The 25,506-nt window shown below is 54.7% G+C and carries 22 protein-coding genes; 7 read left to right on the top strand and 15 right to left on the bottom strand.

All coding sequences use genetic code 11. The features are described 5' to 3' along the window. Positions 1-24 precede the first annotated feature (24 nt). Genes CCY01nite_RS12380 through CCY01nite_RS12390 form a run of 3 tightly spaced genes read left to right on the top strand, consistent with a single transcriptional unit; the run spans position 25 to position 3,714 of the window. Complete coding sequence (locus CCY01nite_RS12380) at positions 25-1,743, top strand: carbamoyltransferase family protein (protein WP_146861785.1); 1,719 nt, start codon at positions 25-27, stop codon at positions 1,741-1,743. A gap of 11 nt (positions 1,744-1,754) precedes the next feature. After that, entirely contained in the window at positions 1,755-2,729 is a 975-nt protein-coding gene (locus CCY01nite_RS12385) for a glycosyltransferase family 2 protein (RefSeq protein ID WP_146861788.1), read from the top strand. 1 nt (position 2,730) lies between these two features. After that, positions 2,731-3,714 carry a glycosyltransferase family 9 protein gene (locus CCY01nite_RS12390; RefSeq protein ID WP_146861791.1) on the top strand — a complete coding sequence of 328 codons (984 nt, stop codon included), beginning with the start codon at positions 2,731-2,733 and terminating at the stop codon, positions 3,712-3,714. On the opposite strand, the gene CCY01nite_RS12395 is transcribed toward CCY01nite_RS12390, so the two are convergent. From CCY01nite_RS12395 to CCY01nite_RS12415, 5 genes are read right to left on the bottom strand one after another with little or no spacing between them, the layout of a single operon-like run. Further along, positions 3,711-4,787 carry a glycosyltransferase family 9 protein gene (locus CCY01nite_RS12395; protein WP_146861793.1) on the bottom strand — a complete coding sequence of 359 codons (1,077 nt, stop codon included), beginning with the start codon at positions 4,785-4,787 and terminating at the stop codon, positions 3,711-3,713. The two genes, CCY01nite_RS12390 and CCY01nite_RS12395, sit on opposite strands and share 4 nt — an antisense overlap. Position 4,788: 1 nt before the next feature. Beyond that, a complete protein-coding gene (rfaE2, locus tag CCY01nite_RS12400; protein ID WP_186831030.1) occupies positions 4,789-6,255 on the bottom strand; it encodes a D-glycero-beta-D-manno-heptose 1-phosphate adenylyltransferase in 1,467 nt (488 codons plus the stop codon). 4 nt (positions 6,256-6,259) lie between these two features. Beyond that, complete coding sequence (locus CCY01nite_RS12405) at positions 6,260-6,817, bottom strand: D-glycero-alpha-D-manno-heptose-1,7-bisphosphate 7-phosphatase (RefSeq protein WP_186831031.1); 558 nt, start codon at positions 6,815-6,817, stop codon at positions 6,260-6,262. Further along, positions 6,814-8,700, bottom strand: a complete 1,887-nt coding sequence (locus CCY01nite_RS12410; RefSeq protein ID WP_146861799.1) for a glycosyltransferase — start codon at positions 8,698-8,700, stop codon at positions 6,814-6,816. The genes CCY01nite_RS12405 and CCY01nite_RS12410 overlap by 4 nt, the downstream gene beginning before the upstream one ends. Next, the gene (locus CCY01nite_RS12415) at positions 8,697-9,701 is read right to left on the bottom strand and encodes a glycosyltransferase family 4 protein (RefSeq protein WP_146861802.1); all 1,005 of its coding nucleotides are present in this window, start codon (positions 9,699-9,701) and stop codon (positions 8,697-8,699) included. Before CCY01nite_RS12415 ends, CCY01nite_RS12410 begins: the two co-directional genes overlap by 4 nt. Positions 9,702-9,902: 201 nt before the next feature. On the opposite strand from CCY01nite_RS12415, the gene CCY01nite_RS12420 reads away from it, so the two are divergent. Both CCY01nite_RS12420 and CCY01nite_RS12425 read left to right on the top strand, forming a co-directional pair. Beyond that, positions 9,903-11,336: a PQQ-dependent sugar dehydrogenase gene (locus tag CCY01nite_RS12420; RefSeq protein ID WP_222614376.1), complete on the top strand. Its 1,434-nt coding sequence runs from the start codon at positions 9,903-9,905 to the stop codon at positions 11,334-11,336. 10 nt (positions 11,337-11,346) lie between these two features. Then, on the top strand, positions 11,347-11,679 hold the full coding sequence (locus CCY01nite_RS12425; RefSeq protein WP_146861808.1) for a c-type cytochrome: 333 nt from the start codon (positions 11,347-11,349) through the stop codon (positions 11,677-11,679). 5 nt (positions 11,680-11,684) lie between these two features. Here the strand turns inward: CCY01nite_RS12425 and CCY01nite_RS12430 are convergent, their stop codons facing one another. The 5 genes from CCY01nite_RS12430 to CCY01nite_RS12450 form a co-directional block, all read right to left on the bottom strand. After that, positions 11,685-12,977, bottom strand: a complete 1,293-nt coding sequence (locus tag CCY01nite_RS12430; RefSeq protein WP_146861811.1) for an ABC1 kinase family protein — start codon at positions 12,975-12,977, stop codon at positions 11,685-11,687. A gap of 11 nt (positions 12,978-12,988) precedes the next feature. Beyond that, on the bottom strand, positions 12,989-13,615 hold the full coding sequence (locus CCY01nite_RS12435) for a TetR/AcrR family transcriptional regulator (RefSeq protein ID WP_146861814.1): 627 nt from the start codon (positions 13,613-13,615) through the stop codon (positions 12,989-12,991). A gap of 246 nt (positions 13,616-13,861) precedes the next feature. Next, complete coding sequence (locus CCY01nite_RS12440; protein ID WP_146861817.1) at positions 13,862-15,124, bottom strand: MFS transporter; 1,263 nt, start codon at positions 15,122-15,124, stop codon at positions 13,862-13,864. 23 nt (positions 15,125-15,147) lie between these two features. Continuing rightward, positions 15,148-15,393: a hypothetical protein gene (locus CCY01nite_RS12445; RefSeq protein ID WP_146861820.1), complete on the bottom strand. Its 246-nt coding sequence runs from the start codon at positions 15,391-15,393 to the stop codon at positions 15,148-15,150. Between the two features lie 11 nt (positions 15,394-15,404). Beyond that, positions 15,405-15,995: a TetR/AcrR family transcriptional regulator gene (locus CCY01nite_RS12450; RefSeq protein WP_146861823.1), complete on the bottom strand. Its 591-nt coding sequence runs from the start codon at positions 15,993-15,995 to the stop codon at positions 15,405-15,407. 185 nt (positions 15,996-16,180) lie between these two features. Here CCY01nite_RS12450 and CCY01nite_RS12455 point away from each other — a divergent pair, with 185 nt between their 5' ends. Together CCY01nite_RS12455 and CCY01nite_RS12460 are read left to right on the top strand one after the other, a co-directional pair. After that, positions 16,181-17,341, top strand: a complete 1,161-nt coding sequence (locus CCY01nite_RS12455) for a PepSY-associated TM helix domain-containing protein (protein ID WP_146861827.1) — start codon at positions 16,181-16,183, stop codon at positions 17,339-17,341. 299 nt (positions 17,342-17,640) lie between these two features. Then, positions 17,641-18,138 carry a cupin domain-containing protein gene (locus tag CCY01nite_RS12460; protein WP_146861830.1) on the top strand — a complete coding sequence of 166 codons (498 nt, stop codon included), beginning with the start codon at positions 17,641-17,643 and terminating at the stop codon, positions 18,136-18,138. A gap of 55 nt (positions 18,139-18,193) precedes the next feature. Here the strand turns inward: CCY01nite_RS12460 and CCY01nite_RS12465 are convergent, their stop codons facing one another. The 5 genes from CCY01nite_RS12465 to CCY01nite_RS12485 are packed head-to-tail and all read right to left on the bottom strand — an operon-like array spanning position 18,194 to position 25,477. Beyond that, on the bottom strand, positions 18,194-20,761 hold the full coding sequence (locus CCY01nite_RS12465) for a sodium:solute symporter family transporter (protein ID WP_146861833.1): 2,568 nt from the start codon (positions 20,759-20,761) through the stop codon (positions 18,194-18,196). Continuing rightward, on the bottom strand, positions 20,761-21,693 hold the full coding sequence (locus tag CCY01nite_RS12470; RefSeq protein WP_146861836.1) for a dihydrodipicolinate synthase family protein: 933 nt from the start codon (positions 21,691-21,693) through the stop codon (positions 20,761-20,763). The genes CCY01nite_RS12465 and CCY01nite_RS12470 overlap by 1 nt, the downstream gene beginning before the upstream one ends. A gap of 15 nt (positions 21,694-21,708) precedes the next feature. Continuing rightward, a complete protein-coding gene (locus CCY01nite_RS12475) occupies positions 21,709-22,824 on the bottom strand; it encodes a sialidase family protein (RefSeq protein WP_146861839.1) in 1,116 nt (371 codons plus the stop codon). Between the two features lie 8 nt (positions 22,825-22,832). Further along, a complete protein-coding gene (locus tag CCY01nite_RS12480) occupies positions 22,833-24,005 on the bottom strand; it encodes a sialidase family protein (RefSeq protein WP_146861842.1) in 1,173 nt (390 codons plus the stop codon). Between the two features lie 23 nt (positions 24,006-24,028). Next, complete coding sequence (locus CCY01nite_RS12485) at positions 24,029-25,477, bottom strand: RagB/SusD family nutrient uptake outer membrane protein (RefSeq protein WP_146861845.1); 1,449 nt, start codon at positions 25,475-25,477, stop codon at positions 24,029-24,031. Between the last annotated feature and the right edge of the window lie 29 nt (positions 25,478-25,506).

Consider the following 25,506-nt stretch of genomic DNA (forward strand, 5'->3'; position numbering starts at 1 on the left):
CCTCTTTGTATAAACAGAGAACAAATGTATACGCTCGGTATTAATGCAGCTTTCCATGATTCCGCGGCCTGCCTGGTGAAGGACGGGCAACTGATCGCCGCGGTGGAAGACGAAAGATTCACCCACATCAAACATGGTAAAAGACCTATCCCTTTCTCCGCTTACGAACTACCCTTTCATGCGATCGATTACTGCCTGCAAACAGCGGGCATTCACCTGGAGGAAGTAGACCATGTTTCCTATTCTTTTGATCCTTACCTGCTGATGGACTCGCCCGAATTGCAATCCGGCCGGGTGACCCTTCCGTTGAAGCCATCGGAAAAGCTGATACAGGAAAAATGGAAGTCGCCCTGGGACCCGCTGTTCCTTTCGGCGATCATCAATGCGCCGGGGCAGCTGGTAGACGGCTATCCGCATCATCTGCAGCAGCGGTTCAAAGGCGCGGCGTTGCGGCCGGAGCAGTGGCATTTCGTGGAGCATCATACCTGCCACGCCGCCAGCGCTTTCCTGCCTTCGCCCTTTGAGGAAGCGGCGGTGATGACCATCGACGGGAGAGGGGAGAAAGCCACGACCACGTTCAATATGGGCAAGGGGAATGACATGCGGCGGATATCGCAGGTGGATATGCCGCACTCGCTTGGATTGTTGTATGAACAGGTGACGAGCTATCTCGGCTTTTTGCATTCTTCGGACGAATACCGGGTGATGGCGTTGGCTTCTTACGGGAAACCGGTGTTCGTAAAGGAATTCAGGGATATGGTGCATTTGATGGACCATGGCCGTTATATGATCGAGGAGGAACAATTTACCGAACAGTTTGGTCCGCCCCGGAAGAAGGGCGAGCCATTTACATTGCATCATTTCAATATTGCGCATTCGCTGCAGGTGGTGCTGCAGGAATCGGTGCTGGAGCTGTCCCGCTGGCTGCAACGGGAAACAGGCGCATCCAACCTCTGCTTTGCAGGGGGCGTGGCGCTGAACTGCGTATTGAATGCTACGATCAGGGACGCGGGTATTTTTGACGGGATATGGGTGCAGCCTGCGTCCGGCGATGCGGGCACAGCGCTTGGGGCGGCTTTGTGGACGGACGCGCAGCTGCGCAAAACGGAAAAACGGGCCTTTTGTATGGATCACGCATATTGGGGACCCGAGTACCAGGACGAAGAGATCAGGACCTTCCTGAAATGGGCGAAGGTGCCCTACCGGCGTTTGGAAGATGTGGCGGGTGAAACGGCTGATCTGCTGGTGCAGAACAAGATCATAGGATGGTACCAGGGGAGGATGGAGTTCGGCCCCAGAGCGCTGGGCAGCCGCTCCATCCTAGCTTCCCCGCTTTCGGCGGACATGCAGGCAAAATTGAATGAAGTAAAGGACCGGGAAGATTTCCGGCCTGTTGCGCCCGCCGTGCTTGAAGAAGATGCCCGCGACTGGTTCGAAAGAGCGGAGTATTCGCCTTTTATGCTGTTCGTTTTTAAAGTAAAACCGGAGAAGGCGGACAAGATCCCCGCCGTTTGCCATGTGGACGGCACCGCCCGTATACAGACCGTCAATCGCCAGCAGCACGAGCGCTACTATGATCTGCTGAAAGCATTCAAAGAACGTACAGGCGTTCCCGTTATCATCAATACTTCGTTCAATACTCTCGGCAAACCCATCGTATGCACACCGCGTGACGCACTGGAATGTTTCTGGTCGTCGCCGTTCGATGCGCTGGTGATGGGCAGCTATCTCGTGGAAAAATAAAACCGCAGCGTATGGAAACAAGGATATCTGTTGTGATCCCTACTTACAAAAGGCCGTTGCTGCTGATGGACTGCATCAAGGCGCTTGCGCACCAGACCATTGGCCGCGATGCCTTTGAAGTGATCATTGTCAGCGACGGGCCGGACCGGCTTACGAAAGAGGTGGTGGTGAGCTGGAAGCATACCGGTCTGCTGGATATTGAATACATTCCGCTTGACAGGAAGAGAGGCCCGGCCGCTGCCCGTAACAGGGGATGGAAGCTGGCGTCGGGGGAACTGATCGCTTTTACGGATGATGATTGCGTGCCGGACCCCCTCTGGCTGGAAAACCTCTGGGAAGCCTACCAGTGGCCGGATGCCCCGGTTTTCTCCGGCCGCGTTATCGTACCCTTGTCAGCAGACCAGCCGACAGACTACGAATGGAACACGGCGCAGCTTGAGAAGGCCGAATTTGTAACGGCCAACTGCGCCTGCAGCCGGAAGATACTGGAACAAACGGGCGGCTTCGACGAACGTTTTGAAATGGCATGGCGGGAAGACAGCGATCTGCAATTTTCCATCAGCCAGCAACATATTCCTTTACAGCCGCTGCCGGAGGCGATCGTGGTGCACCCGGTAAGAAAAGCACGCTGGGGCGTGAGCCTGTTCGAGCAAAAGAAAGCGATGTTCAACGCCCTGCTGTTCAAAAAATATCCCGCGCTTTATCGCCACCGCATTCATGAACGGCCGCCGTTTAATTACTACGCCATGATCTTTTCCATCACCGGTGCGGTGGTGGCCCTTGTGCTGGGCGGTTACATACCGGCGCTGATGCTTTTAGGCATATGGGTCATACTGCTGACGCATTTTGTACTGAAGCGCCTTCGTTATACGTCGCATGCCTGGCCGCATGTGCTGGAAATGATCGTCACCTCCGCCTGTATTCCTTTTTTATCCGTGTACTGGAACTGGTACGGTTCCTGGAAGTATAAGGTGTTGCTCTGGTAAGATGTTGTACCTGATCCATAAAATTGCCGTTTTCCGGGCATTGCAGCTGGGCGACATGCTTTGTGCGGTGCCTGCGTTCCGTGCCCTGCGCGCCGCGTTCCCCGCTGCACACATCTCGCTGATCGGGCTGCCCTGGGCGGAAGCGTTCGTAAAACGGTTTGCTGCTTATATAGACGAGCTGATCGTTTTCCCCGCTTACCCCGGTCTTCCCGAGCAGCAGCCGGTAGATCCGGAGAAGGTGATGGCCTTTATCCAGCAAATGCAGGCGCACCGGTTCGACCTGCTGCTGCAGATGCAGGGCAATGGCAATATCGTAAATCCTTTGATGGAGAAGCTGGGCGCCGGTATTGTGGCCGGTTTCTGCCAGTCGGATAAATATTGTCCGGATACCTGTACTTTCATCCGTTACCCTGATCATCTCAGCGAGGTGCAGCGGCATCTTCGCCTGATGGAGCATTTGAACATACCGCTGAAAGGTGAGGAACTGGAATTTCCTTTGACGGAGGAGGATTATGACGATTTCCGTAAACTGGATTTGCCTTACGGCAGCGGTGAATATATCTGTGTACACCCGGGATCACGCGGTGCAACGCGGCAATGGCCGCCGGCGTACTTCGCGTCGCTGGCGGATCATTTCGCTGGCCGCGGATGGAGCATTGTGATCACCGGAACGGCTTCCGAAGCGGGACTGGCAGCGCAGGTGCAATCCATGATGCACGCTAACGCAGTGAACCTGGCGGGTAAAACATCGCTGGGCGGCCTGGCGGTACTGATCCGGCAGGCGGGGGCGCTCTTTTCCAATTGCACAGGTGTATCGCATTTGGCCGCGGCGGTAAAAACGCGGAGCGTGATCATTAGTATGGACGGTGAGCCGCTGCGCTGGGCGCCGTCTGATAAACGACTGCATCATATGGTGGACTGGACGAAGGAACAGAATTATGAAACGGTGGTGCAGGAAGCAAATGCTGTGCTGGAAGGCGTTTAATTCAACAGCGTTTCCGCGAATTGCGACAAATCCTTCGCCTGCTGCAGAATGTTTTCCGGAGATGCCAGCGGATATTGCTCCTGCTTGCAAAGATCATACACATACCGCACCACTTCGTTCCTGCTGCGCAAAGCCTCCGGCACATCAAAGTATAACACGGAAGAAGGCACTTTCCATGGCGTATGCTGCGGATTGGTCAATGCATACAATACGATCACCGGCGTTTGCATTGCAGCGGCGAGGTGTACGGTGCCGGTGTTCACGGAGATCACAAGCCGGCTGTGGCGGAGCAGCACAATAAAATCCTCGATATCCAGCTCCCCGGCTATATTGTAACATCCATCCCCGATAGCTTCCTGTAATTCCTGCGCCTGTTCTCTTTCCTGCAGGTTGCCGGTGATCAGCAGCGGCAGCTGTAACTGTTCCTTCAGCAACCGGCCTGTTTTGATCCATTCTTCCAGGGGGTACTGCCGCTTTGCATCGCTGACGCCGGGATGTAATATGATCCAGGGTTTGAACGGGTCCGCGCCATAATGGAGCAGCAGTTCCCTTATGTGCTGCCACCGGTCTTCATTTATGGACAACGACAATGTTTCCGACGTTGTATCCGCGCCGATGTTAGCCACCAGGTCAAGGTCCCGGCGCACCTGGTGGCGGATGAACTGGTAAGGTTCCTGTTCGGGAATCCAGTGCGTCAGCAATTGATAAGGGTTCTCGCGGCAGTAGGCCAGCCGGATGGGAATGTGTGCAAGATAGGCCAGCATGGCGGCGGGCAGCGGGTTCTGACTATACACGGTGAAGATCACCGCCAGGTCAAACCGTTTTTCTTCCAGCAATGCCGCCATTTGCAGAAGATCATGTTCGCTGTTTGGTTGCTGCACCCATGGCACGTCGAAGATGATCGTTTCATCTATTTCAGGTATGCTGCCGGCAACAGGCGCCGCCATGGAAGAAGTGAGCAGCGTGGTATGCGCCTGAAAGGTTTCTTTCAGCGCGCGGATAGCGGGACTGCTCATCACTACGTCGCCAATATTGTCCAGCCGGATGCACAGGATGCGTTCAAATGCAAGCATGTCACACTGTTTTAAGAAGCGGATTGGTATGAATGCGGCGGATCACGGAGCTGGTAGAACGGCCGGGCACCAGCGGCAGAATGGTCACGTTGCCGCCCAGCTCTTTTACCAGCGGAGCTTCCGGAAGATCTTCCAGCCGGTAATCCCCGCCTTTGGCAAATATGTCCGGCGCTATCATCGAAATCAGTTCACAGGGCGTGTCGTCCGCCATGTTCCCGAAGGGAATGATGTGCGTCACCGCTTCCAGCCCCGCGAGCACCTGCATGCGGTCTGAAAGCGGGTTGATGGGCCGGTGCTGACCTTTCATTCTCCGGATGCTGTCATCATTGTTGATGCCCACGATGAGCACGTGCCCCAGTGCCCGGGCATTATTGAGATAAGCCACGTGCCCGCTGTGCAGGATGTCGAAGCAGCCGTTCGTGAACACCACCTTTTTCCCCTGCGCTTTGTACATCCTGCTGATGGCGGCGATCTGCTGCGGGTCCGTGATACATTTTTGCTGCATGGAGAAGTAAGCCTGCAATTCGGATTGTGTGCAGCATGCAGTGTTTGCTTTGCTGACCGCTACCGCGGCCGCGGTAGCGGCGATCTCCGCGGCGGCGGGAACGTCCGCACCGGAGAGGCTTGCCAGTGTAAATGCGCTGATGTACACATCTCCGGCGCCTACTACGTTGGGATGCTGTACAGGAAGCGCCTGTGCGCGGTATGCCGGTTCAGGGCCGCGGAATATAACGGCGCCTTCCTCATCCAGCGTCACTGCGGTGATAGTGGCGCGGGTAATCGCGTGCAGCGCTTCGCCGCACTGCCGTACCTGGGCGACCCTGTCTGCATCCTCCCGCATCTGCAGCAAATGCATCGCTTCCGTATAATTGGGCTTGACCAGTGAAGGTTGCAGATGACAGAACCGGTCCACATGTTTGGAGTCTACCGCAATGAATACGGGATGTTGCCGCCGCAATTCTTCCAGCGCGCGGATCACGGCGGGCGTCAGCAATCCCTTGTTGTAGTCGGCGATCACGAGGGCATCGTATTGAGGAAACTCCTGTTGGAGCAAAGTGATGAACGCCGCGTCCGCGTCCGCATTCAGCGGGGTTTCCGTTCCACTGTCGTAGCGCGTCAGCAGCTGACCGCCCGCCGTCACCCGTGTTTTTACAATGGTAGCCCTTTGCGGGTCATGGATGATGCGGGTCCGGATACCGGCGTCTTCCAACAGCTGCGCAGCTATCTTTCCATCTTCATCATCACCGGTTACGCTGCAAAAGGTCACTTTTGCGCCGAGATAACAGAGGTTGGCGGCCGTGTTGGCGCCGCCGCCGGGAGAAGTGCAGCTGTCCGTTATATCCACAACGGGAACGGGACCTTCCGGGGAAAGCCTGCTGCTGCTGCCTTTCAGATAACGATCGATCATCAGGTCGCCGATAACGAGTATGCTGAGTATGTTGAACCGTGTAATGAATTGATGGTACATAATGTCAGTTTTGATCTTCATTTTCAATGATAAGCGTGGCGGCTTCCAGCAGGTCGGACGCTATGAAATCAGGGCGCCGGATGGCGGAGAGGTCCCATTCCGTTTCCCCGCCATTGTCGATCAGTACCGTTCTGCAGCCTGCTCTTTTGCCGGCTTCCACGTCGTGCAGGATATCACCGATCATCCACGACATATCCAGATCGATCTGCAAGGTTCCCGCTGCTTTCAGCAACAGGCCGGGCTGCGGCTTGCGGCAGCCGCAGGTAACGGCGTAGGGTGATACGATGCCTTCGGGATGATGGGGACAATAAAAATACCCGTCCAGCTCCACCGGTAACATATCCAGCATCTTTTCCATCATCACTAAAAAATCTTCTTCGCTGAAATAGCCATGCGCAATGCCGGACTGGTTGGAAGCCACCACGAGGGCATAGCCGTGCGCATGCAACAGCTGCAGCCCTTCAATGGCGCCCCGTTCCAGCGTTACAAGCGCGGGATCGGAATTGTACGGAACATTCCGCACCAGTGTGCCGTCTTTATCTATGAATACCGCTTTTCTCATAATGTCAGTGATGCCGCCACGGGTTGTGTTGTTTCCTTTGCCGGCCGTGGCGTGTATAACCGTTGTTCCACCAGCATGCAAAGCGTATGCAGCGCATGCAGTTGCATTTCCTGGATGCGCACCGTGCTGGCGGACGGAACGATGATGTTGATCTCTCCGAGAGCGGCCGCGTCGCCGCCGTCTTTTCCCAGCAGGTTGATGCAGGTGATCTGCATTTCCCGCGCGGCTTCCATGGCGCGGAGGATGTTGGGGGAGTTGCCGCTGGTGCTGATGCACAGCAGGATGTCGCCCTTTCGTCCGAGTGCGCGCACCTGCCGTGCAAATACGTCGTCGAAGCTGAAGTCGTTAGACCAGGCGGTGAGCAGGGCCGTATCCGCCGTCAGGCTGATGACCGGCAACCCCGGCCGGTCCGGGATCTCAAACCGTCCCATCAGCTCCGCGGCAAAATGCTGGCTTTCCGCCGCGCTGCCGCCGTTGCCGCAAACCAGTATCTTTTTTCCCTGCAGCAGGCATCTGCACATGCGGTGCGCCGCATCGCGCAGGGGAATGCGCAATTGCCTGCGGCTGAGCGCCACCGCGGTCATCAGGCTGTCGAACGCCTTGTCGATCGCGGAGAGGTCTTCCAGCACCGTAGCGGATACGGCTACATTGTGACGGGTGATGATATGCTCGTATACGGTTGACATTTTATGCGCCACATGCTGCCAGGTAAACAGCGTCTGCACCCTGCGGATAGCCTGTTTTCCCATTTCCTGCAACTGTTGCTGATCTTTCAGTAAGGTGAATATCTTTTCCGCCAGCGCTTCAGGATCATGCGGCGGCACCAGGCAGCCGGTCTTACCGTCCTGCACGCTGTATTGTATGCCGCCAACGGCCGCACCGATCACGGGAGTGCCGCAGGCCATGGATTCGAGGGGCGTAATGCCGAAGGGCTCGTACCAGGGAGTGGTGAGAAAAATATCCGCGGCGGCGTAGTAATATTTCAGCTCATCGCGGCCTTTGCGTCCTGCGAAGGTGACCGAAGCCTGTATGCCGAGTTCTTTTGCCAGCTGCTTCAGTCGGCATATCTCGGGATTGGGGCCTTTGCCCGGCTCTTCCGCTTCACCGCCGACCACGATCAGCCGGATTTTTTTTCCCGCGTACGGCAGCTTTGCTATGGCCCTGATCACATTATCCACTCCCTTCCGCGGCACCATCCTCCCCAACTGGAGCAATACATATTCATCCTGCGAAAGCCTGACGCGCATCCGCGCCAGCTGCCGGTCTACCGGGTACATCTCTTCCGTATTCACACCGCAGGGGATCATGGTGATCTTTCCGGCGGGCGCATGGTAGAGGTTTATGAGGTCTTCTTTGTCCTGCGGACATTCCGCAATGATCTGGTCCGCCTGCCGGATCACTTCCTGTTCTATCGCGATCCTTTCCGGCGGGAACCGGTCCTGCTCCCCCTGGTGCAGCTTGCGCACACGTCCCAGCGCGTGAAAGGTGACCACAAACGGGACGTGCAGCATCGATTTCAATTCCATCGCTACGAGCGCTGACATAAAAAAGTTTGCATGCACAAGATGATAATGGATGTTTTCCTGCCGGATGAAAGCCAGCATATCATCCCTGAAAGCGGCCATGAAGGGCAGCAGCAATTCTTTTTCCACCGGCTCCGGCGGGCCTGCGTCTACGTGAATGATCCTGATGTGCTGGTTCCATTGCAGGCAACGGGGCAATGCCGGGTTTTCGCGCCGGGTGAAGATATCCACCTGGTATCCTTTCTTTGCCATCTGCCGGGCAAGCTCGCCGACATATACGTTCTGGCCGCCCGCATCCACGCCGCCCAATGCTGCCAATGGCGAAGCATGCTCACTGATAAATGCTATCCGCGTCTTCATATATGATCTGTTAAAGTTGAATATTCCTGTGTCAAGGTTGTTTCAGGGGTGGAGGTCACCGCCTGGAAGAGATGTTCCCATTCGTTGGTAAACCGGTGAATGCAGAAACGCTCCCTGGCCGTATGTCTGCCGGCTTCGCCGATCCTGTGCGCCAGCTGTTCGTCATCCAGCAACGCTTGCATTTTTCCGGCGAGATAATCAATATTCGTATGTATGTACCCGTTATAACCGTCCCGGATCACCGTTACCAGTTCCGTGGTGGCCAGTCCTACTACCGGAATACCCTGCATCATCGCTTCACATACGGCGAGGGCGAGGCTGGTATGACGTACCGGGTGGAAAAGAAAACGGTAACGGCTGCGGAATGCAGGCAGCTGCGGATGCAGCACTTCACCAATGCCGTGCTCGCCGTTGCCCATGCCTGCAAGATCAAGCGGCACCTGCTCCCTTACGTCCCGGAAAATATCCCAGCCCAGGCAGCGGCCTCTTTGCGGGAGGTGGTTAATCACCACAAGCCCTTTCGGAAGATCGCCGCGGTAGGAGACCTGCGGGTCCGTTACGCCATGTTCTATCACTTTCACCGGCGTACGGTTATTGTCCCACATCAACCTGTTATAATGTGTAACATGCACCAGCAAAATATCCGGATCATCCACCACATGCCGGGTGTCTGTGGCCTGTTCATGCGGTGTGTTGTGCTCGAGGTAAATGCGCGGCAGCGAACGTTGCTCCGGTGAGAGAATGTTGAACTGGTCTTCCCGGTAATTCCGGGCGGACTGAAAAAGGATGAGATCGAATTGATGATATCTGACTGATCCGGCGGGTATTTCGGTGACGTTATCACCGAAGGGAAAGGTCTGCCCCCGGCCATAGTAGCCTTCACTGCGCTCTTCATTGACAGGGATGCAGATGTCGTAATTTCCTTGCGATAAGTAATAAAGGTAACTGCCATGCACATGCCACGTAAATATTTTCAATCGCTTTTGCCGCCTGATTTCCATACCCTGAGATTTGATATTATGATAAGCGCTTCAAGAATGGAACCAAACGCTTTATGATCAGGAACCTCCGGTTGTTACTTTCTTCTTCTGGAAATGTCGTTGCTTCTTTTACTCATTTGTAGCGAAAGGTGCATACTTGTTATAAACATCATGCTGCTGTTACTTCGGAACAAAGTTTGTTCGCTATTCATAAACATTTTTATGAAGCTGATCATGCTACTCTGGCTGGTGTTGTTATGCAGCTGCTATGGCACCCGGCAGTCGAAGGGAGGGGGACAAATAAGCGGTACTCCTGCCCGTGAGATCAATTCTGCCGATGTTGTGCTGCCGGAAGGATACCGCATTGAGGCAGTGGCTTCTGGGTTGAATTTTCCTACTGCGATGGCTTTTGATGAAGAAGGTACCCCGTATGTGATCGAAGCGGGATATTCCTACGGAGAGGTTTTCAGAAAGCCCCGGCTGCTGAAAATCACGGGCGGAAAAACGGAAACGGTGGCTACCGGTGAAGAGAACGGGCCGTGGACGGGCATTGCATTTCATAAAAACAATTTTTACATCGCGGAAGGCGGACAGAAAGAGGGCGGCAAGATATTGAAGGTGACGCCCGGCGGCGAGATCACCGCGGTGGTAGAAGGATTGCCCGGGATGGGCGACCACCATACCAACGGTCCCGTGATCAGGGACGGCTATATTTATTTTGCCACCGGCTCGGTGACCAACAGCGGCGTAGTGGGACCGGACAATGCGGAGTTCGGCTGGCTGAAGCGTCATCCGGAACTGCATGATATTCCCTGTGAAGATATTACGCTGGCAGGCGAAAACTTTGAAACGGAACAGGTGCTGACGGATGCGCAGGGCGACAAAGCGGTAACAGGTGCGTACCTGCCTTTCGGTACGGCGAGTACAGCGGGACAGGTGATCAAGGGAAAGCTGCCGTGCTCGGGTGCGGTGCTGCGCGTGCCGGTTTCCGGCGGTAAGATGGAGCTGGTGGCCTGGGGATTGCGTAACCCATATGGCCTGGCAGTTTCCGGAGACGGCAAGCTGTATGTAACGGAAAACGCCGCGGACGTACGCGGCAGCCGGCCGCTTTGGGGCGTGGGAGATGTGCTGTGGGAGATCAGGCCGGGCGCATGGTACGGCTGGCCGGATTACAGCGAAGGAAAACCGGTGCGCCTTTTCAAAACACCCGGCGGGCCGGCATTGAAGCCCTTGCTGCAGGAAGAAAAAGGCGAAGTGCCTAAACCCGTGGCGGTACTGGCCGTGCATTCATCTTCCAACGGGATCGACTTTTCTTCCAATGGCAATTTTGGATTTGAAAATCATGCGTTCATTGCCCAGTTCGGGGATATGGCGCCTAATGTGGGCAAGGTGTTGTCGCCTGTGGGTTTCAAGATCGTTAATGTGGATGTGCAAAGCGGGGCAGCGAAGGATTTTGCAGTGAACAGGGGCAAGAAAGGCGGGCCGGCTAGCCGTTTACATACGGGTGGACTGGAAAGGCCGGTATCCGTGAAGTTCGATCCTTCCGGTGATCATCTTTACATCGTTGATTTCGGCATACTGAAAATGACGGAAGATGGAAAATCCGTGCCGGTAGAAAATACAGGCGTGATCTGGAAAGTATCTGTTACCCGATAAATGTTGCGCGATGAAAATATTCTTTGTCATATTACTTGTTTCATGTTGCTGGATGGCCTGCACCGCACGGCGCATGCCCGCTTCTTCCCAGGCTTCAGCGGAAGTCGAGCATGGCCGGGACAAATACATGCAGTATTGCCAGAAATGTCACCCGATGGGTGAGTCCGGATTGGGGCCTGCGCTGAACAACAGCCCCGCACCCGGTTTTGTGAAGCGCTTCCAGGTGCGGCATGGATTGGGCGCGATGCCTGCGTTCAAAAAGGACGTGATCAGCAAGGCGGACCTGCATGACATCATGCGGTATATGAAAAGCATGAAACGGGAAGAGAAGCTGCCGTCGTAATGCAGTTACAATGCAGTTTTGATATTCGCTTTCAGATCGCTGAGCATGGAGTAGAGGCCAAAGTAAGTACGGTTGATGTACAGGGAATGCCTTGTGCCGCGCGCTACTTTTGATTCCCGCACCTCTTTCAGATTGTACAGGTAATCCATATATGCATAGATCTCGTTAAAATAATCTTCGTTACCAAAATCAAAACGTTCTACCGTAAACGGCAGGGTCAGCAGGCGGATCATTTCCTGGAAAAGGCCGGAGAAGAAAACGATCTCCTTTTCCGTATCCGTTGGATGGATCATTTCGAGGTTGGTGTAGATCTCCTTGCGGCGGGCTTCGTCTTTCAATACTTCTTTATCGGTGAGCAGGAAGTAGTTCACGTAAAAATCTTCCGGTATCTCTTTGACGCAACCGAAATCGAAAATGCCAACGGTGCCGTCTTCGCGCAGCAGGAAATTTCCGGGGTGCGGGTCCGCATGCACTTTCTTCAGCTTGTGCACCTGGAACTGGTAAAAGTCCCACAGCGCCTGACCGATCCTGTTGCGTATTTCCTGTGAAGGATTGGTGAGCAGAAATTCTTTCAGGTGTTTGCCTTCCAGCCAGTCCATCGTGATGATCCGGTCGGATGACAAAGAGGGATAGTAAACGGGGAAGATGAGGTTGGGAATATGCGCGCATTGGGCGGACAATTCCTGTGAGCGGCGGAGTTCCAGCGCGTAATCCGTTTCTTCCAGCAGCTTGGATTCTATCTCGTCAAAATATTTGTCCATATCCACCTCATTCATGCCTACAATACGGATGGCAAAGGGTTTCACGAGGCGGAGGTCCGACTTCACACTGTTGGCCACGCCGGGATACTGGATCTTTACGGCCAGCGGCTTCCCGTCTTTCACCGCTTTGTGCACCTGCCCGATAGACGCGGCGTTGGCGGCTTTCATATCGAACTGATCGTATAGCTGGGTGGGGGATTTACCGAGCGTTTTGATGAAAGTGTTCACCACCAGCGGCCCCGAAAGCGGCGGCGCGCTGTACTGGCTCATGGCGAAACGCTCTGTATAGGCTTTGGGCAGCATGCCCTTGTCCATACTCAGCATCTGCGCCACTTTGAGGGCGCTGCCTTTGAGGTTGCTGAGCGTGTCGTATATGTCTTCCGCATTTTCCTGGTGGAGCGCATCTTTGGTGATGGAAGGGTCCATCAGCTTGCGGGTGTAATGTTTGATATAGTTGGTGCCTACTTTCAGTCCGGTTGTAACCAGTCTTCCGGCTCTCTCCACTTTGCCGGTGGCAATATTCGTCTGTTCCTTCATGTTGTTGGTCCTTATTTCCTTGCGAGAATGAATTTCCCGAAGTCCAGCAGGCTGTCCAGCGTATTGGAATGGATCAGCTGGAAGCTCAGGTTCACGGCTTTCTCGATGGCCGCGTCGGTCAGCTCAAAATTGACGCTGGTATCATCGATCCAGTATTTCAGAACGAACAGCGCCTGCATCCAGAAGCCGTGCACATACTGGTCGGAGATATATTTTCTTTCCTTGATCTCGGAGGTCAGATACCCTTCTTTGATCAGTCCGGACGCATATTCGTAGAACGCTTTTTTGAAAGTGGACAGCTGCCGGTACTGCGAGCCGGGGAAATGGAAACGTTCCTTTTGCAGCAGGATGTAACTTCTGTCTTCTTTCAGCTTTTGCACCCAGAGGAAGTAAAACGCCAGCAGCTTTTCCTGCGCGGTGTATTGCTGATAGGTTTCATCTTCGCGCAGCTGATCGGTGGTACGCTGGAAGAAGTCCAGCCAGATGTCGTTTTCCACGCCTTCCATGGAACTGTAGTGTTCGTAAAAGGAGGTTTCCGGGGCGTCCAGTATTTTGCAGAGGGCGAAAACAGAAACGGGTCTTTTTCCATTTTCGAGCCAGTAGCGCTTATATGCTTCGCGGATAGATTGCTTTTCCATAATAGCTCCGTTTTTTGATGGTGAATAGCGGGGGTATTACAAATTTACGCCAAGCGCGGTTACCAGCATCAGCTGTATGGGAGAGTTTTGTTAAATATTTGCCAAATGCAAAAGGGTGCGCTTGACAAGTACGCACCCTTTTTTGTTGTTGCAAAAATTTTTTTCGGGAGGCAGAAGCGCTATGGACGGCAGCTCCTGCCGTTGCCGTTTCGCCTTGAACTTTCCGGTTCTGCAACTACATCATCTTCAGCTGGCCGCGGCCATTACCGGCGGCTGTTCCGCCAGTTTCTGTTTTGCCTGTATCTGCCGGTTCAGCAGGTACATCATTACGGTGGTGAGGGCGAAAGCGATGATCATCACATATCCCAGCCGGTCGTAATGCAGCAGCGTGCCGCCGGTGGTCTGCACAACGATCTTGCCGGCCACGAATGCGGCGATGCCGCCGGACAGCTGCTGGAGGGACGAGTTGATGCTCATGAACGCGCCGCGGTCATGCAGCGAGGGCATGGAGGTCATGATCGCCTGGGAGGGGATCACCCGGCCGAAAACGCCCAGGAACATCAGGCCGCTGATGATGATCGCCATGTACAGCGGCGTAATGCCGAGGTGGGTGTAGATGTAGACCATCACGGCGCAGAGCAGAGTGGCGATGTAGAACATGTTCGCCTTGCCGAACTTATCGCTCAGCTTCCCGATCACCGGGCCGAGCGCGAAAGAAATGATTCCGCTGGCGATGAACAGGAGGGTCACGTCTGTTTCGGACAGGCCCAGGTTGTGCCGTGAGAAAGTGCTGCCGAAGGGCATCATCATGTAACCGCCGATGGACAGGATCATGGTGGTACCGAAGGCCAGGAAGTAGCTGCGGTTGCTGAGCGTATGCAGCAGATGCGCGAATGCGTTCTTTTCCGTTTTCTTCGTGAGGTGGCCGGTGATGGGCTTCACATAGATCATCATAATGATGCCGATCACCACGCCGAATATCCCGATCATCCAGAAGGGCGCATGCCAGGAGAGGCGGTTGGCGAGTTCCCATCCGATGGGGATGCCTACTACCTGGCTCAGGCCGAAGGCCATCTGCACGAAGCCCATTACGCGGCCCCTTACTTCCGGCTGGAACAGGTCCGCGATAATCGCCATGCCAATGGCGCCCATCACGCCGCCGAAAAGCCCGGTGATGATGCGCGCGCCGAGGAGGAACAGGTAATTGGGTGCGAGGGCGCAAAGGAAAGTGCCCAGCACGAAGCCGGTATAAAATACCATCAGCATCTTTTTACGGTCGAATTTGTCCGCAAAGCCTGCCGCGAGAATGCCGGATATACCGGCGCTGATGGCGTAACCGGAAACAACCAGGCCGAATTGTTCCGTTTTGATGTTCATTTTGGAGAGGAGTATTTCACCGAGCGGGTTCAGCACCATGAAATCCAGGATCACCGTGAATTGCAGCAATGCAATAAGGGCGATCATGAAAACCTGGTACCGGGTAAAAAGCCTTTCTTTCGTTGGTTGCATGGTTTCGTTCGTTGTTTTGAGTTTTATTCCGGCAGTTCTTCGCAGTGGAAGCCAGCTGCTGTAATGAGTTGAATGATGTCTGCCGGCTGCAGGCGGGTGGACTCGATGCGGAGCACTTTGTCCGTATCCTCGCGGTCCACGTTCCAGCGCCGGATGCCGGGCGTATTGTCCAGCGCGGCGCTTACCTGGCGGAGGTCTTTTTTAAACCGGATATTGGTCCGGAAAACCAGTACTTCCACGCCGGGTTCAATGGTGAATACAGTGTTCATGATAAACGGTTTTAAGGTTTCAGGGCTTTCAGCACGAGGGAAAGCGTCTGTTGCATGGATTCATCGCTGAATGTATATTTCTTATGCCCCCAGCTGCCTTCCTGCGTGTGGAATTTGATCAGCTGGTAAAGGGGGGCGAAGGCGACCGACCAGAATACTTCGAAAGGCAGTTTGAGCAGCTCTTTCCTGTTCAGCGCATTGTGGTGGAAGCGGCCCATGGTTTCCTTGAAGATCTTATGCAGCTGTTCGAACACTTTGTCGTAGTGCCGGGAATAGCGCATTTTTTCGATGAACTCTGTTTCCAGGGGGTATTCCAGGAAATATTTCGCCCGGTTCCGCCACTGCACCTTCATTCCTTCCTCAAAGCTCATCTCCGGGTCAAAGTCCCGCATGCTTTCTTCCATCATGTGGTTGGTGGCGCGGAGGGTGACCTGCATGATGAGGTCTTCCCGGTCTTTATAATAGATGTAGATGGTGGCGGGAGAAACGCCGGCGGCTTTGGCCAGTTTGTTCACCCCGAATCCGTCCAGCCCCTCTTTTACGATCATTTCAATGGCTTTCTGGTAGATCAGGTCAACCTTGTTCTCGTCCCTTGTTCGCATAACGGGAGCAAAGATAAGTGAGCGTTCGCTCTTTTATGGAATAAAATTGACGAATGCGGGTCATCATTGACGAGCCGGACAAGGGTGGCGGGGCTGTTTTTACGTTTCCCGCAACTTTTTTTCCCGATCCGAGCAAGGAATTTTCCGGCCGGGATGCATCTTTGCAACTCACCTGATCGGGTAAAATGAAAAAAATAGTAGGGAAAGTACACCTCTGGCTCGGATTGACTTCCGGGCTGGTGGTTTTCGTTATTAGCATTACCGGATGTATCCTGGCTTTTGAGCAGGAGTTCAAGAGCGCGTTGTTTCCGTATCTCCACGCGGAGGTGCAGGAAGGCAAAACGCCGCTCGCGCCTTCGCAGCTGATCGCTATCGCCAACCGGCATATTACGGATAAGAAGCCTAACGGCGTGAACTACGCCGGGCCGGGCAAGAGTGTGTCTGTCATGTACTATGGCGCGGACCCCGATTATTACTACCAGGTTTTCATGGACCCCTATTCCGGCAAAGTGCTCAAAGTATGGAGCGAGGAGGAGGATTTCTTTCATTTCATCCTCCACGGCCACTTCTATCTGTGGCTGCCGCCGGCGATCGGCCAGCCCGTAGTGGCGTCCGCCACGCTTGTTTTTCTTATTATGCTGATATCCGGGCTGATCCTCTGGTGGCCTAAGAATAAAGGTGCCGCCAAACAGCGGTTTTCCATCAAATGGAGCGCCAGGTGGCGCCGGAAGAACTACGACCTGCATAACGTGATGGGCTTTTATGTGATGATCATCGCGATGGTGCTGGCGTTAACGGGACTGGTTTGGGGATTCGAATGGTTCAGCAACGCCGCCTACTTCGCTACTACGGGTAAATCCCTGAAGGATGTCACCATCCCCGTTTCCGACACTACCGGCTACACCCATGAAGCTGCCAAAGCCATCGCGGTAGACCGTGCCTGGAACGGCATCCAGCAACAGATGCCGAAGACCGCCGGCATGTTCGTATCCATGCCGCAGGCAAAGGCGGAGGCGCTGAACATATTTGTCAACCTGCGCCCCGGTACTTATTATAAGGGAGATAATTATGTTTTTGACCAGTATACGCTGCAGCCGCTGGAATCGAACGGTCCCTACAGCGGGAAGTATGCGGATGCCGGTGTGGGCGACAAGCTGCGGAAAATGAATTACGACATCCACACGGGTGCGATATGGGGACTGGCCGGCAAGATCATGATGTTCTGCGCCAGCCTGATCTGCGCGAGCCTCCCGGTGACGGGGGTGACGATCTGGTGGGGCCGGAAGAAGAAGCAGAAAAAAGTGGTTCCTGTGGCGAGGGTGCGCCCGGAGCCTGTATTAGGTTAATAGCTATACACCATAATTGGAATTAAGAGCCGTCCGCATGGGCGGCTTTTTTGGTGTTTTTGATGAGGAAATCGAAAATAATTATGATATTATGTGATTGTAATCGAAAAACATCATAATATTTAGCGATTTGATCACATAACAGATCCCGATAGTGCTGGGCGTAAATGGAGCCGTAGCAGTAAAGCCCGGTTTTCGCAAACTTTTACTGCCAACTACCCACATGCCACATTGCATACGATCACCCCTGATAATATTGAGGAGTTCCTTATCTGATAAACTGTGCTTATTTTTCACTCATGAAACAAACATCCGCCGCATACTGGAAGCAGGCGCTGCAACTCACGCAACATGTAGAAGGAGGCGCTTTCCGTGAAACGTACCGTGCTCCGCTGACCATCTCGCACAACAATTTTCCGGGCCCGCGAAACGCATCCACCGGCATTTATTTTTTGCTGGAAGATGGTGATTTCTCCGCTTTCCACCGCATCGCTTCAGATGAGATGTGGCATTTTTATGATGGCACTACCTTGCATATTTACGAGATCAGGCCGGACGGCACGCTGCAGGTACACAAGCTGGGCCGCGATCTCCTGCAGGGAGAGCAATTGCAGCTGGTGATCCCCGCAGGCAGCTGGTTTGCTTCCTGTGTGGAGGAAACGGGTGGTTTTGCTTTGGTGGGATGCACGGTGGCGCCGGGATTTGATTTTGCGGATTTTGAGCTGGCGGACAGGAATGAATTGTCCGCATTGTTCCCTCAACATAAAGGATTGATCGCTTTACTCACGAGATCATAAATGCAAAAAGCATAGCCCGCGGGCTATGCTTTTCTTTTTCATACTGGCAAACAAATTAAACAGTTTTCGCTTTATCCCCCCAGGGCAGGAAGCTTGCGAGGTATCCCGTTACCACGCAGATCAATACCGCAATGGCTGGATATAAAAAGAAGTTGATCCGGGTGGCGGATTGCACGAAATACAAGCACACAGCACTCACCACAAAGCCGGTGATCGCGCCGAAGGCGTTGATCCTCGGGAAGAAAATACCCGCCAGGAACATGCCTGCCAGGCATCCGCCGAAGAGGCCGATGATCTTCAGGTACTGGTCCCATATGGAGGTGTTGTGCAGTGAAACGAGATAAATGGCGATCGCGCAACCTATCACACCCAATACCAGCGTGGCCCTGCGTGCGAATACGAACCGCTGGCGGTCGGTGCTGGCGGGGATGAACTTCTGGTAGAAGTCCGTGGTGATCACGGTGGCGATGGAGTTCATGCTGGAACTGATGGTAGACATCGTGGCGGCGAACAGTCCTGCGATCACCAGGCCGGACAAGCCTGCGGGCAGTTCCTGCGAAATGAACCAGGGAAATACATCGTCCGTATTGCCATGCGGGTTCAGTTCGGTGGGATGATGGCGGAAGAACACCCACAGGGCGGTGCCCACACTGAAGAAGATCAGCGAGGCGGGTATCACCAGCACGGCGTTCGTGTAAATCGACTGACGCGCTTCTTTCTCCGTGGATGTAGTGAGATAACGCTGCACCACTACCTGGTCACTCGAATAGGTAACGAGCTGCGTCAGGAATCCTCCTATGAAAACCACCCACAGCACGGGTTCTGCGGCATCCCAACTCAGAATGGCCAGGCGGAATTTACCATGTTCCGTGGCTTCGGTCACCAGCTGCGTAACGCCTCCGTCCAGCGAATTCACAATAAACACCAGGCTCAGAAAAGCACCGCCCAACAGCACAGCTACCTGCATCACTTCGGTCCATATCACCGCTTCGATACCGCCGGAAACACTGTAGGCAGTGGTGATGAGCGCAGTGGCAACGATGCAGACGATAATATCAATGCCGGTCACAGCGCTTAAAACCAGCGCGGGTAAATAGATAACAATACCGAGGCGGCTTACCTGGAACAGCACGAACGTAAGGCTGCCGAGGATTTTCACGGCAGGAGAGAAGCGTATCTCGAGGTATTCGTATACGCTTGTCAGTTTGAGCTTGCGGAAATAAGGCAGGTAAAAATAAACGACGATCGGCGCGACGGCTACGATGAGCAGGTTGTTCAGCAGGTACACCCAGTCCGTTGCGAAGGCCTTGGCCGGTATGGCGATGAAGGTCAGCGCGCTGAGCTTGGAGCCGAAGATGCTGAGGCCCGCGGCCCACCAGGGGATCTTGCCGCCGCCGAGGAAAAAGTCGTTCGTAGTGCTGCCCATTTTGCGGGAAACATATACGCTGATGCCGATCACCAGCAGGAAATATAATCCCACCACCATCCAGTCCATCAGCCTGAAAGCGCCTGTGGGCCTGTCTGGCGTGGCCATCCAGACTTTCGGCGTTCTCACGGCGGGGCGCGCTTCACCGCTTGGCAATACGAGGCTGCCGTTCCATACTACAGCGGGTGTGGTAACGGGCGCCCAGCTGCTGGAATCGGGATCGGCGGCGGGATCGCCTGCGCGGGTAACGGGAAATTTACCGGTGACGGACCAGGTGTCGGTGATGATGTTGTATGCCCATATCTGCGGCGAGAAACCGGGGTGCGCATCTTTCAGCTCATTGTTCCGCGCGGCGTTTGTGCCGTCATCCCCGCCGAATACCAGCAGGTGCGACTGCCCCGTAGCGAACGCTGGACTTGGCGCGGCGATAGTGGGTTGCGGAAGATCGCTCAGCTTCGTCCATCCGCTGCCGGGCGTGTATTTGTAAGCATCTTTTAAAAGGTCTTTACCGGTGGACCTGATGTTGGCGCCGCTGAAAAGATAGAATTCGCCGTTGATGGTGCCGGCCACGCATTGCGTGCGCGGAGGGCCGGGCCAGGAAGGCAGCGTCGTCCAGCTTCGTTTATCAGCAGGCTGTGAAAGGTCCAGCGACCAGAAGACATTGGCGGAAGCGGCGGAAGGCGTTTCCTGTCCGCCTGCGATGTAGATCACATCACCGATCAATGCGCCCGCGGCATTGGCGTTGGGTGCGGGCATCGGTGGCAGCGCCTCTGTTTGCATCTTTCCATCTACATAACGTAAAAGGAATGCATCCGCATAGTGTTCGGACGGGCCATTGCCGCCGATGCATACCACGGCATCGCGCCAGGTGGCGGATACGCCGTAGCCCAGCGGGCGCGGCAGCCGGCCTGCTTCTTTCCATGCGCCGCCGGGTTGTTCGAGCACATATATTTTATCGTACCAGTTCTTTGTAGCGCCGGTCCATGGTGCTTCTCCGGCTGCAAAGCTGGTTCCGCCCGCCACGATCAGCGCACCGTTGGAAACGCCCGCGAAGGCGCCGCCAACTCCGCCGGGAGCAGGCAGTACCGGCAGTTCCCGCCAGTTGAAATATTCCTGCGGCGGTTCACCGGCGAAGCCTGGCAACGCGGCATTGGTAAGCATCGTCCATATCAATAAACAAGTGAAACGTACATTCATCAGGCATGGTTTGTTTGTTCAGTTACAGGAGCAAGCAGGTCAAGAAATCCCATATCGTCCAGGGACGCTTTCAGGTCCGCGACCTCTTCTGCGTTCAATGGTTTCAGCGGAAGCCTGCATGGGCCGATGTTCCAGCCGAGGATCTGCATGATGGCCCGTTGCGCCGGCAACGAAGGATATTTCAGGAAGCGGCGGATCATTTCCACACATTGCAATTGCAGCTGCTGCGCCGCATCCAGCTTGCCGCTGCTAAACAATTTCATGATCTGCAAATATAATGGCCCCGCGAAAGAGTAGGTACTGCCGATGGCGCCTTTCGCTCCTACGGAAAGCGCGGGCAGCAGCATTTCATCGGTACCGTAAAGAATATCATATTGCCCGTTGTTGAAATTCACGCAAGCCTGGTATTCCTGCAAGGTCGGCGCGGTGTATTTGATACCGGCGAGATTGGGAATAGCGTCCTGGCTCAGGCGGAGAAACTCTACCATGTCCATGCCCACGCCCGTCAGCACCGGGATGTGATAATAGTAGAACGGCAACTCCGGCGCAGCTGCGGCAATGCTGCCGATGCTTTCTACCAGGTTGCGTACGGAGGTAGGTTTGAAATAGAATGCGGCAACGGCGGAAATGGCGTCCGCGCCGATATGCGCCGCGTGTGCGGCGAGCTTGCGGGATTCTTCAATAGAGGTATGGCCCACATGCACAAATACTTTCAGCCTTTTGTTGGCAGCCTGCACTACCGCTTTGGAGAGGTCCATCCGTTCAGCTACGGTCATGTTCGGCCCTTCGCCGTTAGTGCCGCAAACAAACACGCCTGCCATCCCATCGCCGGCCATTTTATCAACGATAGCCGGTATCATGGGCAAATTGAGTGACCCGTCTTCGTTGAATGGTGTGAAAATGGCTGCTATCAAGCCTTCTATTCTGATCATGTGTTGATGTTTTTTTTATTTTTTTGGAACAGTGATTTGCTTTAGAACGATGCGGTAGGGTTTGCCGATGATATTGCTTTCGTACAGGCAGTACACGGTATTGCCGGGGCCGGGAGCGAGATCGGAGTAAGCGGTGCCGGAAGTGTCCAGCACCTGTTTGTGCGTCCAGGTACGGCCATCGTCGTAGCTGAATTTTGCGGTGAGATTTTTCCTTGGATGTTTGGGAAGATGGTAGCTGTCCGGGTTCGTGAACACCATCACGGGCTTGCCGTGCGCGGAAGTACGCAGCAGTCCCGCCATGCAGATGGGCTCGAACAGGGCGGTGTCGAATACGGGCTTCGTCCAGTTGGAGATGCCGTCCTCGCTGAAGCTGATACCTCTTCTTCTCACCGGGGTGGTGTGGCGGATGTTCACCATTACACGGCCGTCGCCGAGCTGTGCGGCCACGGTTTCGCTCGGGTTCCTGAATTCGCTGGAATTGTTGGCGATGATGGCGCCGCGGTCCCAGGTCTTGCCGTTATCATCGCTGTAAATGGTAGCGATGGCGGAAGGATGGTGGGCGCGCGGTTTCTCGGAAGCGGCCAGCCAAACGGGCACGACTAAACGGCCGCTTTTCAGCTGGATGGCGTGGCCGGGACCGGGGGCCAGTACGAGCCAGGGATATTCCGGTTTGAATTTGTTATAGGCCGCGGTGATATTTTCCGGTGTGCTCCAGGTCTGTCCATCGTCTTTCGACTGCATGTAAAAACCTTCGGCATAATTTTTCTGGAAGATGAGGTGTATGGTGCCGTCGCTGCCCACGATAGGCGTGGGGTTGCCGTTGAGGCCGACGGTGGACAATACTTTGATGGGCGACCAGGTGCGGCCGCCGTCGGTGCTTCTGCGGGTGAGGAGATTGATGTCTCCCCAGTCGCTGGCGTTTTTGACGCGGCCTTCGCAGAAGGCGAGCAGGGTGCCTTTTTGGGTGGTGACCAGTGCGGGAATGCGCATGGAATGATATTCACCGGCGATGGGCTCGAACACGGGAACGGTCTGTTCCAGCGGCGGCGTGGAAGCGGTGTGCTTCGGGCCGGCGCATCCGGCCATCAGCAAAAGCATGCCCGCAAAGGGGACCAGTATCTTTTTAATCATGATCTGTATTACCTGAATTTATTGAACGGAATGATCTCGAATGCGATGCCTTCATAGGGCCTGCCCTGGCCGCCTTCAAACACCAGCGCAATGGAGGTATCTGACACCTGCGCCATGTCTGAATACGCGGAAGGCCCGCTCCAGGCGCGGTATTGTTTCAGCCAGTTCTTTCCTTCGTCCGTGCTCATTTTTACGGTCATGTTCACGCGCTCGGTGCTGGCGGCGTTGGCGAAGAACAGCATGTGCTGGCCGGCGGGCGTGACGGACAGCAGGCTGCCCTGGCACTGGGGATCGGTGAGCGTGTAATCTGTTTTCACGGCATCCAGTGTTTCACCGCCGTCGCTGCTGATGGCATATCTTCTTGCAGAGCCTGCTGCTGTGCGGAAGTTCACCATGATCTTGCCATCCTTCAGTTCTTCTACGGTGCATTCTCCTACCTGGCCGAGGCTGGTGGTATCTCCTTTCATCCATGTCTGACCATGATCGTCTGAATAAATAAGCTGCGAATAATCCTTGCGGGCGCCATCCAGGCGGTAAGTGTAATAGCAGGGAGCTATCAGCCGGCCTTTTTTGGCGCCGTTCTTCAGCTGTATGCCATGCACGGGGCCGGTGGCATACCAATCCCAATGCGCTTTCTTCACACTGGATGTGATCTCCACGGGCGCGGACCATGTTTTACCGTCGTCGGAAGAGGAGGTGTAATATGGTCTGCGTGTATCCTTGCCCGTGCCTCCGGTGAGCGTGCCCCAGGTGTCCGCGCCGTTGTTCCAGGTCATCAGCAGATGGATCTGGCCGGTCTCTTCATCCACGATGGGTACGGGGTTGCCGCAGGTATTGGTGCCATCATCCCAGATGGTGGTCATATAGCTCCACGTTTGTCCGTTGTTCTCGGAGCGTTTTACTACCATATCGATATCACCGGAATCACCATTGCTCTTTTTCTTGCGCGCTTCGGCGAAGGCGAGCAGGGTACCTTTTTTCGTTCTCACGATGGCGGGTATGCGGTATACTTCGTACCCGTAAGTTCCTTCTGCATAAATATAAGAAAGTGTAGTGGGACCTGTGCCCGGCCCCGGACCGGGTCCGGGGTTGGGATCAGGATCGGGAGCGTTGTCACTGCCCTTGCAGGAAAACCATACAAGCGGCAATGCCAGCAGCAATAAATTCCTCAAACTCGTCATTGTATCTCGTTTTTTGTTTTATATCATTCAGGGTATCCATCCGTTTGTTCCAGCCTGGTATTGCGGTCCATTTCCGTGTTGGAGATGGGGAAGAAAAGCGGAAGATCTCTTTTGTCGTTCAGGTTCGGTACTTCATCATATATGTTGATGATGTTGGCGTAATGGAAACGCACGAGGTCCGGCCATCTTTTCAGTTCCAGGTAAAGTTCGCGGAAGCGTTCATTGAGTATTTCGCGTTCCACGGACAGCTTGTCTTCCGCGCCGGTGTAGTTGCCGGTCTTTGCGCGGTTTCTCACCCTGTTCAGTTCGGTGATGGCGTCTGCGGGGCGGTTCAGCGCGGCGAGGGCTTCTGCTTTGAAGAGGAACATTTCGGAGAGACGGTAGATGATGATGTCCGCATCATAATAGCGGTTGCCGGATACGTTGCTGCCGCGCATCTTGTTGTCGAATACGCCGATGATGGTTCCGTCTGCTTTCACCGCTTTGATGATGGCTTCTTTCGTGCGTACGTCCGCGCTGTTCACGGCGTAGATGCTTTCCAGTTTCGGGCTGGGCGCATACTGGCTGCGGGCGCCACTTTTGGCGAAGGCGATGCTGCCTTTGTTGGTGGCGTCCTGTACGAATATGTCGCGGGGCTTCAGCTGGCTGGCGTACTGGTCGCCTTTTTCATCGCGCTGGAAGTAGATGGAGAAGATCACCTCCTTGCCGTTCTTGCGGTCAGTCGCGTAGATGTGCCAGTAAGTAGCTTCGAGGCTAAGGCCCGCGCTGGCGTTGTCCGCCGCGGTGATCACGTCTTCCAGGTCTGCGTCTGTACCGCCGAGCACTTTGTGTTTCCACAGTAATGCGTCTGCTTTCAGCGCCCATGCGGCGGGTTTGGAGGCGCGGCTCTTGTTAACGAAGCCGTCTTCCGGGAACAGCTCGATCGCTTTGTTCACGTCGGCGAGGATCTGCGCCATTACATCCGCTTGCGGAGCGCGCGCGAGTTGCGGGTGGTCCGCATCTTCCGTTGGTTCCAGTTCCAGCGGCACATCGCCCCAGGAGCGGACCAGCCAGAAGTACATGTACGCGCGTATGAAATGGGTTTCCGCGAGAATCCTGTTCCGGTCTGCTTCGTCCGAGAAAGGAATGCCGGGCGTGTGTTTCAGCAGCAGGTTACAGTGGCTGATCACTTTATAGAAGTTGAGCCAGCTGGGAGCGGTGGCTACGTGCAGGTTCTGCGTCCAGGCGTTGGAAGGACCTCCTTCCAGGCCGGGAACGAAAACGTCGCTGCGGTCTTCAAAGTAATACGTGGTGTTCACAGCATTGCGGAGCTGCGTGTAGGTGCCGAGCAGGTAAGCGTGTGAGTCGCCTTCCGTTTTCCAGTAGTCTTTACCCACGATGTCTGAAACGATGTCGGTATCGAGCATGTCGTTACAGCTGGTGCCCATGGCCAGTGTTGCGATAAAGCAATATTTAAGAATGTGTTTTTTCATCTGATAATATTTTTTTCCGGTGGAATTTT

It is taken from the genome of Chitinophaga cymbidii, assembly GCF_007992715.1.
Lineage (GTDB): Bacteria > Bacteroidota > Bacteroidia > Chitinophagales > Chitinophagaceae > Chitinophaga > Chitinophaga cymbidii.

What these genes read in the sequence shown, in the direction of transcription:
- CCY01nite_RS12380 (WP_146861785.1), top strand. Translation starts at nt 25, where the DNA reads ATGTATACGCTCGGTATTAATGCAGCTTTCCATGATTCCGCGGCCTGC.
- CCY01nite_RS12385 (WP_146861788.1), top strand. Translation starts at nt 1,755, where the DNA reads ATGGAAACAAGGATATCTGTTGTGATCCCTACTTACAAAAGGCCGTTG.
- CCY01nite_RS12390 (WP_146861791.1), top strand. Translation starts at nt 2,731, where the DNA reads ATGTTGTACCTGATCCATAAAATTGCCGTTTTCCGGGCATTGCAGCTG.
- CCY01nite_RS12395 (WP_146861793.1), bottom strand. Translation starts at nt 4,787, where the DNA reads ATGCTTGCATTTGAACGCATCCTGTGCATCCGGCTGGACAATATTGGC.
- rfaE2 (WP_186831030.1), bottom strand. Translation starts at nt 6,255, where the DNA reads ATGTACCATCAATTCATTACACGGTTCAACATACTCAGCATACTCGTT.
- CCY01nite_RS12405 (WP_186831031.1), bottom strand. Translation starts at nt 6,817, where the DNA reads ATGAGAAAAGCGGTATTCATAGATAAAGACGGCACACTGGTGCGGAAT.
- CCY01nite_RS12410 (WP_146861799.1), bottom strand. Translation starts at nt 8,700, where the DNA reads ATGAAGACGCGGATAGCATTTATCAGTGAGCATGCTTCGCCATTGGCA.
- CCY01nite_RS12415 (WP_146861802.1), bottom strand. Translation starts at nt 9,701, where the DNA reads ATGGAAATCAGGCGGCAAAAGCGATTGAAAATATTTACGTGGCATGTG.
- CCY01nite_RS12420 (WP_222614376.1), top strand. Translation starts at nt 9,903, where the DNA reads ATGAAGCTGATCATGCTACTCTGGCTGGTGTTGTTATGCAGCTGCTAT.
- CCY01nite_RS12425 (WP_146861808.1), top strand. Translation starts at nt 11,347, where the DNA reads ATGAAAATATTCTTTGTCATATTACTTGTTTCATGTTGCTGGATGGCC.
- CCY01nite_RS12430 (WP_146861811.1), bottom strand. Translation starts at nt 12,977, where the DNA reads ATGAAGGAACAGACGAATATTGCCACCGGCAAAGTGGAGAGAGCCGGA.
- CCY01nite_RS12435 (WP_146861814.1), bottom strand. Translation starts at nt 13,615, where the DNA reads ATGGAAAAGCAATCTATCCGCGAAGCATATAAGCGCTACTGGCTCGAA.
- CCY01nite_RS12440 (WP_146861817.1), bottom strand. Translation starts at nt 15,124, where the DNA reads ATGCAACCAACGAAAGAAAGGCTTTTTACCCGGTACCAGGTTTTCATG.
- CCY01nite_RS12445 (WP_146861820.1), bottom strand. Translation starts at nt 15,393, where the DNA reads ATGAACACTGTATTCACCATTGAACCCGGCGTGGAAGTACTGGTTTTC.
- CCY01nite_RS12450 (WP_146861823.1), bottom strand. Translation starts at nt 15,995, where the DNA reads ATGCGAACAAGGGACGAGAACAAGGTTGACCTGATCTACCAGAAAGCC.
- CCY01nite_RS12455 (WP_146861827.1), top strand. Translation starts at nt 16,181, where the DNA reads ATGAAAAAAATAGTAGGGAAAGTACACCTCTGGCTCGGATTGACTTCC.
- CCY01nite_RS12460 (WP_146861830.1), top strand. Translation starts at nt 17,641, where the DNA reads ATGAAACAAACATCCGCCGCATACTGGAAGCAGGCGCTGCAACTCACG.
- CCY01nite_RS12465 (WP_146861833.1), bottom strand. Translation starts at nt 20,761, where the DNA reads ATGAATGTACGTTTCACTTGTTTATTGATATGGACGATGCTTACCAAT.
- CCY01nite_RS12470 (WP_146861836.1), bottom strand. Translation starts at nt 21,693, where the DNA reads ATGATCAGAATAGAAGGCTTGATAGCAGCCATTTTCACACCATTCAAC.
- CCY01nite_RS12475 (WP_146861839.1), bottom strand. Translation starts at nt 22,824, where the DNA reads ATGATTAAAAAGATACTGGTCCCCTTTGCGGGCATGCTTTTGCTGATG.
- CCY01nite_RS12480 (WP_146861842.1), bottom strand. Translation starts at nt 24,005, where the DNA reads ATGACGAGTTTGAGGAATTTATTGCTGCTGGCATTGCCGCTTGTATGG.
- CCY01nite_RS12485 (WP_146861845.1), bottom strand. Translation starts at nt 25,477, where the DNA reads ATGAAAAAACACATTCTTAAATATTGCTTTATCGCAACACTGGCCATG.